Here is a 10,863-nt window from a genome sequence, read left to right on the forward strand (position 1 = left end):
GTGTTCTGGCTCGCTGCCCCACTGCGGCGGGCCTTAGCGGATCCGCGCCACAGGCCCACCCGGAGCGGCGGGGCCTGTGGGTAAGGCAAAATGGAATGGTGTCCTCTTCCGGTTTTTACTTTGCCCTCGGTAAGCGCCTGCGTGAAACCGTTCCCGACTCCGGCTCACGCGCCAAGGAAAACGGCGGTGAGTTCCAGGGCCGTACCGGCGTAATCAGCACCCCGCACGGAGAAATCCACACGCCGGCGTTCATTGCCGTCGGCACCAAGGCCACCGTGAAGGCCGTCCTGCCGGAGTCCGTTGCCCAGCTTGGGGCACAGGCGGTCCTGGCCAATGCCTACCACCTCTACCTGCAGCCGGGAGCTGACATCCTGGATGAGGCGGGCGGTCTGGGGAAGTTCATGAACTGGCCCGGCCCCACCTTCACCGATTCGGGCGGATTCCAGGTCATGAGCCTTGGTGCCGGTTTCAAGAAGGTCATCAACATGAACGCCGACGGCACTACGCATGCCACCGGCGCTGATGACGACGTCGCGCCAGGCAAGGAGCGCCTGGCACACATCGATGACGACGGCGTCTGGTTCAAATCCCACCTCAACGGTGACAAGCACCGCTTCACCCCGGAAATCTCCATGCAGGTGCAGCACCAGCTGGGCGCGGACATTATGTTCGCCTTCGATGAGCTGACTACCCTGCTGAACTCACGCGGCTACCAGGAACGTTCCCTTGAACGGACCCGGCTGTGGGCCGAACGCTGCCTCGTTGAGCACCGCAGGCTCACCGAAGAGCGTTCACACCGTCCGTACCAGGCACTCTTCGGTGTCCTGCAGGGAGCCCAGTATGAGGACCTGCGCCGCAAGGCTTCCCGGGACCTGGGTGCCATGGGCTTCGACGGCTTCGGCATTGGCGGAGCCCTGGAAAAGGAAAACCTCGGAACGATTGTCCGCTGGTGCACCGAAGAACTGCCGGAGGATAAGCCGCGGCACCTCCTGGGCATCTCCGAGCCGGATGACATCTTCACCGCGATTGAAAACGGAGCCGACACCTTCGACTGTGTCTCCCCCACCCGTGTGGCGCGCAATTCGGCGTTCTACACGCCGTACGGCCGCAAAAACCTCTCCAATGCCAAGTTCAAGCGGGACTTCGGGCCGCTCGTGGACGGCTGCGACTGCTATGCGTGCGCCAACTACTCCCGCGCCTACATCCAGCACCTGTTCAAGGCCAATGAGATGGTCAGCCACACGCTGATTTCAATCCACAACGAGCGCTTCACCGTAAAGCTGGTCGACGACGCGCGCCTGGCAATCGAGGACGGAACGTTCTTCGAGTTCAAGGACGAGGTCCTGCGGAAGTACTACAGCTAGGCGCGGCCCCGCAGGCTATGCTTCCTGGGGGGCAGACTTGCCGTAAGTCGGTTCGCGCTTCTTGATCGCCTTGATTACCGCTGAGGTGACCGGGACAAAGAGGAACTCCACGGCCGTCTTGTAGACAAACCCGAAGATCACGTAGTTCACGAACTGCCCCGCGTCGGTGATGCCGATCACCGGTGCTGCAATCGCGCAGAAGATCAGGGTGTCCGCGAATTCGCCAACCCCAGTGGAGGCCATCAGCCGTCCCACCAGTGCGCGTTCGCTGAAACGCGCCTTCATACGGGTCAGTACCAGCGCGTTCAGCAGCTGCCCGGCGAGGAATCCGAGGAGCGACGCCGCCACGATCTGCCAGACCGGCCCCAGGGCTGCTTCGAAGGCGGCCTGCTTTTCGACGCCGTAGGCATCATCGAATCCCGGCAGGGCAATGATCACCGCGAAGGAAAGCACCGCGAACGCGGCCATGGCGAAGCCCATGTAAATGGCCCTTCGTGCGGCCTTGAACCCGTAGACCTCGCTGATCACGTCGCCCAGGATGTAGGCCAGCGGGAAGAGGAAGAACCCGCCGTCGGTAATGATGCTGAAGTCGCCGAAGACCGGGCCCAGCACCACGCCCTTGGAGGCTCCGATGTTGGAAACGATGATCACGACGCACATCAGGGTGAGGATCAGGTCGTAATGCGAGCTTCCCCGAGAGGCGTAGCTGGGTGCGGGGCGTGCCTGGCGGGCAGCAGCCGGGGTTGGTGAAGACATGGTTTTCCCGTTTCGGTTAGTGGTTCGCCTGGGCTCACGCCCGGCTGTATTAGCACTTGCCCGCTGTCCCGGGCGGCCCAGAGGACCAGCGTCAATTCTGCCATGTTTTTTCCTGCGCCACATTTTTGAACATGTTCAAGAATGTGATGTAATTTGCGGGTAGAAGGACATAAGAGGAACAGAGGACCGATGGCCGCCGGGTCAAAGAGTGAAGCCACCCGGCAGCGGCTGGTAGAGGCCGCGACGCAGCTTTTCCGCGACCAGGGATTTGAACGCACCACCATGCGCGGCATCGCCGCTGCGGCCGGCGTCTCCACGGGAAACGCCTATTACTACTTCTCCTCCAAAGACGCGATCGTGGCCGAGCTCTACCGGTCGCTGCAGGACGAACACCGCTCCGCCGCCCTGCCGCTGCTGCGCGAAGGGCACAACCTGGGTGAACACCTGCGGGTCATCCTGCAGGCAAATCTGGATGTCCTTGCCCCGTACCATTCCCTGGGCCATCAGTTCCTCAAGACCGCAGCCCTCCCGGCGCCGCAGAAAACCCGCCAGGGCACTGGCGCGGCGCAGGCAGTGCAGGCGGACGCGGCACAGGTCGGCCGCGGCAAGTCGATCGCGGTCTACCGCCAGGCCGTGCAGGCTGCGCGCCCGCAGCCCCCGCTGGCGGTCCGCGACGATCTCCCGGAACTGCTATGGCTGGTCCACATGGGCGTCACCCTCTTCTGGGTCTACGACTCCTCTCCCGGGCAGGCACGCTCCCGCCGCCTGGTGGCAAACACGGCCCCGCTGGTCGCCAAGCTCGTGATCCTCTCCCGCCTACCGGTTGTGCGCAATATCGTGGAAGATGTGGTGAAGCTGCTGCGAGGAGCACGATCGCATGACTGAAAACGCGGACGACGACGGTGTCGCCACAGCGGGCACCGACAGTGCCGCTTCCTCCGCCAATGCGCCCATGCTGCTCGCCCCTCGCGTCACCTTCGGCCCCGTTGCCTTTGTCACCGGGTACGCCATTGCCTGCCTGCTGGTCGCTGTGATGGCGACCGTAGCGATTGGGTGGGGAACCTCGCGGGATTTCTGGGGCTACCTTTGGATCATCGTGATTGCGGCGTTCTATGCCGCCGGCATGGGACTCCCGACCGCTGCGCCCGTGGGCCTGGTCCTGGGGCTGATGCTGCGCGGCGTTCCCAACCAGTGGCTCCATGTCCTGGCCTTTTTTCTGGTTCCGACCCTGCTGGCCTGGCTGGTCATTGGGCTGATCGCCGGATCGATCGGCGTGCCACTGCTTATGGCACTGGCAATCGGAATGTCAGCGGCCGCCGGGAGGCTGGCTGTCTGGCGGCTTATGGACGTGCGTTACTAGCCCTGCGGCCTGCAGCGAAACCGGGTGGCGGGGCGCCCTGCGTTAGGTAGAAGATGTACCTATGTCTTCAAACACACACCCTCCCGTCACGCTCACCATCGCCGGCTCCGAAGCCACCGGCGGAGCAGGCGCCCAGGCTGATCTCAAGACCTTCCAGGAGCTTGGCACCTACGGCATTGCGGCCCTGACCTGCATCGTGTCCTTCGATCCCAAGGACAACTGGAACCACCGCTTCGTGCCTGTAGGTTCCCAGGTCATCGCAGACCAGCTCGAGGCCATTCAGACTGCCTATGACCTGGGCACCGTGAAGATCGGCATGCTGGGCACCCCGGCCACCATCGACACAGTTGCAAAGGCCCTGCAGAGCCAGGACTGGACCAACATCGTGCTGGACCCCGTACTGATCTGCAAGGGACAGGAGCCGGGAGCGGCACTGGACACCGACCAGGCCCTGAAGGCGCAGATCCTTCCGCTGGCCACCTTTGTTACCCCGAACCACTTCGAATCCATGTCACTTGCCGGCATGGACGCAATCGAATCCGTGGAGGACCTCAAGGAGGCAGCCCGCCGCATCCACGAAGCATCAGGCGCAGTGGTGCTCGCCAAGGGCGGCGTGCGGCTGGAAGGTGAGGACGCCGTCGACGTTTTCTATGACGGCCAGGCCCTGGAAGTGCTCCGCGCCCCGAAGGTAGGCGACGTTGCCGTCAGCGGTGCCGGCTGCACCCTGGCCGCCGCCATCACAGCCGAACTCGCCAAGGGTGCGACGCCGCTGGAGGCTGCCCGCACCGCCAAGGCTTTTGTTACCGAAGGAATCCGCAACCGGGTCTCCTCCAACACCCCGTTCGATGCGCTCTGGCAGGGCGGCGCCGCCAGCGGTCCGGCCCTCTAGACGAGAATTCGCTCCACAGAACGGGCGGCAGCACCTCTACGGTGCTGCCGCCCGTTTTTGCTTTCCCCACCCACAACAACGGATAACAATTAGGTATCCAAAAGGTTAAATCTCACTATTAGCGCCTTTTTAGTGGTAGGGCCTTTACTGAACAGCCACTTGCTGACCCATGCCATTCCCGCTCGTTAATTTCCGGCCCGGAGAGGCGGATTCCTGAATGGAGGGTGAGCGCTGGCCAACGGCCCTGCCCCACGCCGGTTTGGATGCTGTCTTAGCCGTGTTCTTCCCAGCCAGATGCAACATACGCACTTATCCGTAGCTGATCCAATACCTGCAAAATCACTCGGACCCAGCGCTCGGAATTTGTTCCAATACCAGAAATATTGGCAGCGTAAAGGGCGCGGCAGCGCAAATTTAAAGATTCGAACTGCACTGTTGACATAAGCAACACCAGCAACGAAGGTACAGGAAGCGCCGCGGTGGATACTGACCTAAACCGCGGAACTAGCCAAGCTCCGTTTAGCTCGCTATCTCTGCGCCTGGTCTAGGTCGGGGGGACACAAACCACAAGTTTGCTGTTCCGGACTGCGGCACCTCTTTCACTAAGGAGAAGAATGAACAGTCCAAACCACAGGAGATCGACGAGGGCGGTGCTGGCATCCATAGCCGGCGTGGCCTTGGTCTCCAGCATGTGGACCCCGGCTTCGGCCGTTGAGGGGAACACCCAGGATGATCCGACAGCACAGGGCCTGGCCCGGGTGACTCCGGATCTAAAAGTCTCATCTGACCTGAAGAACAAGCAGGGCGCCGTCTCGGTCTTTGTCCAGTTCACCGGCAAGGGAGCCTTTGAGCAGACGCAGCCGCAGGAAGTCCGTGAAGGACTCGCTGCACCGCTGAACAAAGCACCCGAGGTGCAGCAGATCCGGTCGGCCATCGAGGCCCAGGCGGAGGAAGTTGCTGCACAGGCATCGTCCAGCATCATCTACACCACGACCAACACGGTCCCGGGTGTCGCCATCAACGGCGACGCTGAGGCCATCCGGGCACTCGCTGCCCGCGGGGACGTCGCCAAAATCACCGGCATAGTGCCCAAGACCTATGACAACAAGGGCGGGGATATTGATGTCCGGGCCCTCGACTCGTGGGTACAGCGGGACCAGACCGGCAAGGGAGTCACCATTGCCGTCCTGGACACCGGCCTTGATTACACGCACTCCAGCTTTGGCGGACCGGGAACGCTGGAGGCCTTCGCCCAGGCACAGGCCTCCGATGAAATGCCCGCCGCAGATTCCGGGCTGTGGGATCCGGAGAAGTTCGCCGGCGGCTGGGACCTGGTGGGTGACGCCTACAACGCGGATCCTTCGGATCCGGCGCTGTACAGCCCAATCCCGAAGCCCGATGCCAACCCCCTGGACTGCCAGAGCCACGGCTCCCACGTTGCGGGTACGGCCGCCGGTTACGGCACCAACGCTGACGGTTCCACGTTCCGGGGCGACTACGGTTCCCTGACCGCGGAGGACGTCAACAAGATGGGCATTGGCCCGGGCACTGCGCCTGAGGCAAAGATCGTGGCACTGCGTGTCTTCGGCTGTGACGGATCCTCGGAAGTTGTGGGCCAGGCACTGGACTACGTTCTGGACCCCAACGGCGACGGCGACTTCAGCGACCGCGCCCAGGTTGTTAACATGTCCCTGGGTTCCAGCTTCCCTGCCTACGACGATCCGGAAAATGACATCGTCAACGCCCTCACCGCGCAGGGAATCCTTTCCGTGGTGTCTTCGGGCAACTCAGGCGACATCTATGACATTGGCGGATCCCCCGGCAGCGCGGAAACTGCACTGACGGTCGCCAACAGCGTCGGCTCGCAGACCACGCTGGATGCCGGTGAAATCCTGGCACCCGAGGCTGGAATCGCAGCGGGCCAGTACACGGCAAGCTTCAACTACGCCGCCGCCGCACCCGAGGCCCTCACCGGCACCGTGGTGATGGGACCGGAAGGTGACAACGCTGATGGCTGTGCCGCCATGGATCCTGCCGGCGCTGACGCAGGCAAGTGGGTGTGGCTGTCCTGGGATGAGGATGCTGCCACCCGTGAGTGTGGTTCCGGCACCCGCTGGAACCACGCTGCTGCTGCCGGCTACGGCGGCGTCGTCATTGACTCCACCCTGAACGCGTTCGAAGCCGGCATTGCCGGAAACGCCGCGATCCCGGGAATGCAGTTCACCGTCGACACCTCCGAAGAGGTGCGTCCCGCAGCCGAAGCAGGCACCCTGGAAATCCGTCTGGCTCCTGAACTGGTGGGCAGCGTGACCGGTCCGTCCGAAGCACTGGATACCCTGAACGCCAGCTCTTCACGAGGCGTCCACGGTTCCAACGGCGTCATCAAGCCCGACGTCGCTGCCCCGGGTACCCAGATCAAGTCCGCCCAGGTAGGCACCGGCACCGGCGCCTCCATTAAGAGCGGAACCTCGATGGCTGCCCCCAACGTGGCAGGCATCGCGGCACTTGTGGTCGCGCAGACCGACTACAACCCGTACGAGGTCAAGTCGATCATCATGAATACCGCCACCCACGACCTGATTACTGACGGCGGTGTGGCGTATGCCCCCAACCGTGTTGGTTCCGGACGCGTGGATGCACTCGATGCCCTCAACACCAAGGTCCTGGCCTACGCCACCGACCAGCCGGGACTGACCTCGGTCAACTTCGGCGTCCTGGAAGTTGGCGGCCCCGTGGAACTTTCACGCTCGGTCACCATCGAGAACAAGGGCGATTCCCCGAAGACCTACACGGCTGAGTACCTCGAAGCCACCAAGGTTCCGGGAGTATCCATCACCACGGACGGGAAGCCTGTTGCGGTTCCTGCCAACGGCAAGGCCACGGTAGAACTCACCCTCCGCGTGGAGGATCCGGCGGCAATGGCCAAGGCCATTGACCCGGCGGCAGAGGAAAAGCAGCTCGGAGAGTTCCGCCAGTACCTGGCTGAAGCTTCCGGACGCCTGCAGCTGAAGAGCGATGATTCGGTACTGCGGGTGCCGGTCTACTCAGCTCCCAAGCCCACCTCGGACCTGAAGGCCGATCCCAAGGTCACGTTCGCGAACCAGAGCGCCGTCTCTGCGGCAACCACGTTCAGCGGCCGCGGCCTGGCTCAGGGCGAAGGCAGCGAAGCGTACGTTTCGCTGGTGACGCCGCTGGTCCTGGGTGCCGAAAGCCCGCGCCGCGAGAACCTGGCGCTGGAATCCCTGTACTCCCTGGACCTGCGTTCCGTGGGTGCGTCATCAACTGTCCCCGCTCTGGCTTCGGCCGGCGGAAAGGTTGATGAGGGCATGCTGACCATTGGACTCAGCACCTGGCAGAACTGGGCAACCCTGAACGGCAACAGCCAGATCCAGGTTGATCTGGATACCGACGGTGACGGCGAAGCAAACTTTGCTGTTATGACCACCCGGGCGACCGGACTGGACCAGACGGTCTTCCAGATCCTCACCGTGGAGAACGGCGAATACACCGGTGCACTCAACTACATCGGTTTCGCCAACGGCACTGCCGGCGACGTGGACACGAACGTGTTCGACACCAACGTCATCACGCTGCCGGTCCCGGCTGCCCTGCTGGGCCTGGATCTGACCGCCGCTGCACCCATCCAGTACCGGGTTTCAACCGCCAACGTGATGAACGTTGACGAGTCCGGCCAGATGGTTCCGGTTGATTCCACCGACTGGATCGGCTTCGATGTCACCCAGCCTTCCGTGTGGTTCAACGGCGCTGCAGGCAGCGAGGCTGCCGGCACGTTCGTGGCACAGGACAAGACTGTTCTGGGCGTCAACCGCCAGGCGGGCACCACTGGCGGCAAGGCCCTGTTCCTGCACCACCACAACGCCAGCGGCGTCAAGGACCAGGTCACCGCGATCGAGGTTGGCGCCCTGCGCTTCCCCGATGCTGCAGGAACCAAGTTCGAGAACGAAATCAACTGGATGGCCGATCAGGGTCTCACCACGGGCTACGCGGACGGCACCTACCGCCCGTACGGTTCGATCAACCGTGACGCCATGGCGGCGTTCCTTTACCGCCTGGCCGGATCGCCGTCGTACAACGCGCCGACCAACAGCCCGTTCACCGATGTCGCTACCGACAACCAGTTCTACAAGGAAATCGCCTGGCTCGCTGAGACCGGCATTTCCACCGGATACACGGACGGATCCTTCCGCCCGCTTGCCCCGGTCAAGCGTGACGCGATGGCTGCGTTCATGAACCGGTTCGCCGGCGAGCAGTGCTCGGTAGATGACGCCAAGGGTTACAAGACCCCGGCAGCAGCTTCCTTCACTGACGTGGCAACGAACAACCTTTTCCACAAGGAAATCTCGTGGATGAAGGACTCGGGCGTTTCCACCGGCTGGCCGGACAGCACGTTCCGTCCGCTTGAGGATGTCTCCCGTGAGGCCATGGCGGCATTCATCAACCGCCTGGACACCTACACCACGGAAAACGGCGGCACCTGCAAGTAAGCATTAACAACTACAAACGGCGGGCCCCGGAGAATATCCGGGGCCCGCTGTTTTGTGTCTGGGCTGCTCTTACTTCAACAGCCGGGACATCCGCCGGTCCGCGAGCAGCTTCCCGTTGGTCTGGCAGGTGGGGCAGTACTGCAGGGATGAATCGGCAAAGGAGACTTCCCGGACTGTGTCACCGCAGACCGGACAGGGTTCCCCGGTACGGGCGTGGACCCGCAGGGCACGGCGTTTGGAGTCCTTCAGTTCGGCTGCCGGGCGTCCCGCTGCATTGTCGATCGCGGATTCAAGCACCGCGTGCATGGCCTGGTAAAGCCGCTCCACTTCCTCAGGTTTCAGCTTGGCTGCGTTGGCGAACGGTGAGAGATGGGCAGCGTGCAGGATCTCGTCGCTGTAAGCGTTCCCAATTCCCGCGATCACCGACTGGTCCCGCAGCAGGCCCTTGATCTGGCCCCGGTGCCCGGCGACCAGCGCCGCAAAAGTCTTCGGGTCGACGTCGAACGCTTCCGGTCCCAGCCGCGCGACGCCCGGCACTTCGTCGGGGTCCCGAACCAGGTAGACGGCCAGGGACTTCTTGGTTCCGGCTTCGGTGAGGTCGAATCCGGGTTCATCACCACCCGGCTCCGGCGGACTGAACCGCACCCGCATTGCCATCCTGCCCTTGCCTGGCCGCAGCCTTCCCGGCTTCAGTGCATCCGACCACCGAAGCCACCCGGCCTTGGCCAGGTGCATGACAAGGTGCACTCCTCCGGCGGTGATGATCAGGTACTTGCCGCGGCGTTCGACCGCGCTCACGGGTCCGCTCCGGAGCTCATCCAGCGGGACGCCCGCTGTCTTCAGGACGGCGAAGGAAAGCACCTCGACGTCGCGAACCTGCGCGGGCGGAGCGTCCTCCGGCAACAGCTTTGTCCGCAGGAAATCGGCGAGTCCCTGCACTTCGGGCATCTCGGGCATGTCTACACCCTAGACGGTCTGCCAGAATGCAGAACAGACACCTATTTCCCCCGCCCTCGAAAGGCACCACATGATCGAGATCCTGAACCCGGCCGAAGTGGCGAAGGCACGCGTCACCGGCCGCCTGGTCGCGGACATCCTGCAGACGATGAAAAAGCGGGCAACCGTCGGCACCAATCTGCTGGAAATCGACCGGTGGACGGGAGAAATGATCCGCGAAGCCGGGGCAGAGTCCTGCTACATCGACTACGCGCCGTCCTTTGGCCGCGGGCCTTTCGGCCACTACATCTGCACCGGCGTGAACGACGCAGTGTTGCACGGGCTGCCGCACGACTACGAGCTGCAGGACGGCGATCTGCTCAGCCTGGACCTGGCTGTGTCCAAGGCCGGGATTGCCGCCGACTCCGCGATCAGCTTTGTGGTGGGGGACGCCAAACCGGCCGAGAGCATAAAGCTCATTACCGCCACCGAACGGGCACTGGCAGCCGGAATTGCCGCCGCCGGGCCGGGAGCACGGATCGGCGACCTCTCCCATGCCATCGGCACGGTACTCTCCGAAGCCGGCTACCCCGTCAACACCGAGTTCGGCGGCCACGGCATCGGCTCCACCATGCACCAGGACCCGCACATCCCCAACACAGGCCGGCCCGGACGCGGCTATGTGCTCAGCCCCGGCCTGATGCTCGCACTGGAGCCGTGGGTCATGGCGGACACCGACCAGCTGACCTTTGACGCGGACGGCTGGACGCTGCGCAGTGCAACCGGCGCCCGCAGCGCCCACAGCGAGCACACCATTGTTATTACGGACGACGGCGCCGAGATCCTTACGCTTCCCACGCCGTCGTAATCCCTCTCCTGCACTCCCCGCCGACCGCCGAGAGGCCAGTTACGGCTCTTTTCGGGCGGGTGAAGTCATATGGTCGTTGCAACGCTCTGATTGATGGAGTGTTTGATGGTCAAGGTATTTCCCGCCCGCGTGCGGGCTGATTTCGTGGATTTGGTGTGCTCGGGGGTCCCTCTTGGCGAGGCGGC

Annotated in this window: 8 protein-coding genes; 6 read left to right on the forward strand and 2 right to left on the reverse strand. The window is 63.3% G+C overall.

All coding sequences use genetic code 11. The features are described from left to right. The first annotated feature begins 95 nt into the window (after positions 1 to 95). Entirely contained in the window at positions 96 to 1,364 is a 1,269-nt protein-coding gene (gene tgt / locus FYJ28_RS16375; protein WP_154580085.1) for a tRNA guanosine(34) transglycosylase Tgt, read from the forward strand. Positions 1,365 to 1,379: 15 nt separating this feature from the next. Here tgt and FYJ28_RS16380 read toward each other — a convergent pair whose 3' ends face one another. Continuing rightward, complete coding sequence (locus tag FYJ28_RS16380; RefSeq protein ID WP_154580086.1) at positions 1,380 to 2,120, reverse strand: queuosine precursor transporter; 741 nt, start codon at positions 2,118 to 2,120, stop codon at positions 1,380 to 1,382. A gap of 189 nt (positions 2,121 to 2,309) precedes the next feature. Between FYJ28_RS16380 and FYJ28_RS16385 the strand changes: the two genes are divergently transcribed. The 4 genes from FYJ28_RS16385 (at position 2,310) to FYJ28_RS16400 (ending at position 8,874) form a co-directional block, all read left to right on the forward strand. Further along, positions 2,310 to 3,005, forward strand: coding sequence for a TetR/AcrR family transcriptional regulator (locus tag FYJ28_RS16385; RefSeq protein ID WP_055239790.1), 696 nt, complete (start codon positions 2,310 to 2,312; stop codon positions 3,003 to 3,005). Continuing rightward, positions 2,998 to 3,480: a hypothetical protein gene (locus FYJ28_RS16390; protein ID WP_055239789.1), complete on the forward strand. Its 483-nt coding sequence runs from the start codon at positions 2,998 to 3,000 to the stop codon at positions 3,478 to 3,480. The genes FYJ28_RS16385 and FYJ28_RS16390 overlap by 8 nt, the downstream gene beginning before the upstream one ends. Positions 3,481 to 3,541: 61 nt before the next feature. Then, positions 3,542 to 4,369 (forward strand): hydroxymethylpyrimidine/phosphomethylpyrimidine kinase, encoded by an 828-nt coding sequence (locus FYJ28_RS16395; protein WP_154580087.1) that lies wholly within the window; start codon positions 3,542 to 3,544, stop codon positions 4,367 to 4,369. 614 nt (positions 4,370 to 4,983) lie between these two features. Continuing rightward, positions 4,984 to 8,874 (forward strand): S8 family serine peptidase, encoded by a 3,891-nt coding sequence (locus FYJ28_RS16400; protein ID WP_154580088.1) that lies wholly within the window; start codon positions 4,984 to 4,986, stop codon positions 8,872 to 8,874. Between the two features lie 69 nt (positions 8,875 to 8,943). Here the strand turns inward: FYJ28_RS16400 and FYJ28_RS16405 are convergent, their stop codons facing one another. Further along, complete coding sequence (locus FYJ28_RS16405; protein WP_154580089.1) at positions 8,944 to 9,831, reverse strand: DNA-formamidopyrimidine glycosylase family protein; 888 nt, start codon at positions 9,829 to 9,831, stop codon at positions 8,944 to 8,946. Between the two features lie 70 nt (positions 9,832 to 9,901). On the opposite strand from FYJ28_RS16405, the gene map reads away from it, so the two are divergent. Beyond that, positions 9,902 to 10,678, forward strand: a complete 777-nt coding sequence (gene map, locus FYJ28_RS16410) for a type I methionyl aminopeptidase (RefSeq protein ID WP_055239785.1) — start codon at positions 9,902 to 9,904, stop codon at positions 10,676 to 10,678. Positions 10,679 to 10,863: the final 185 nt, after the last annotated feature.

Origin of the sequence: Arthrobacter sp. BL-252-APC-1A, assembly GCF_009696625.1 — a bacterium.
Lineage (GTDB): Bacteria > Actinomycetota > Actinomycetes > Actinomycetales > Micrococcaceae > Arthrobacter_B.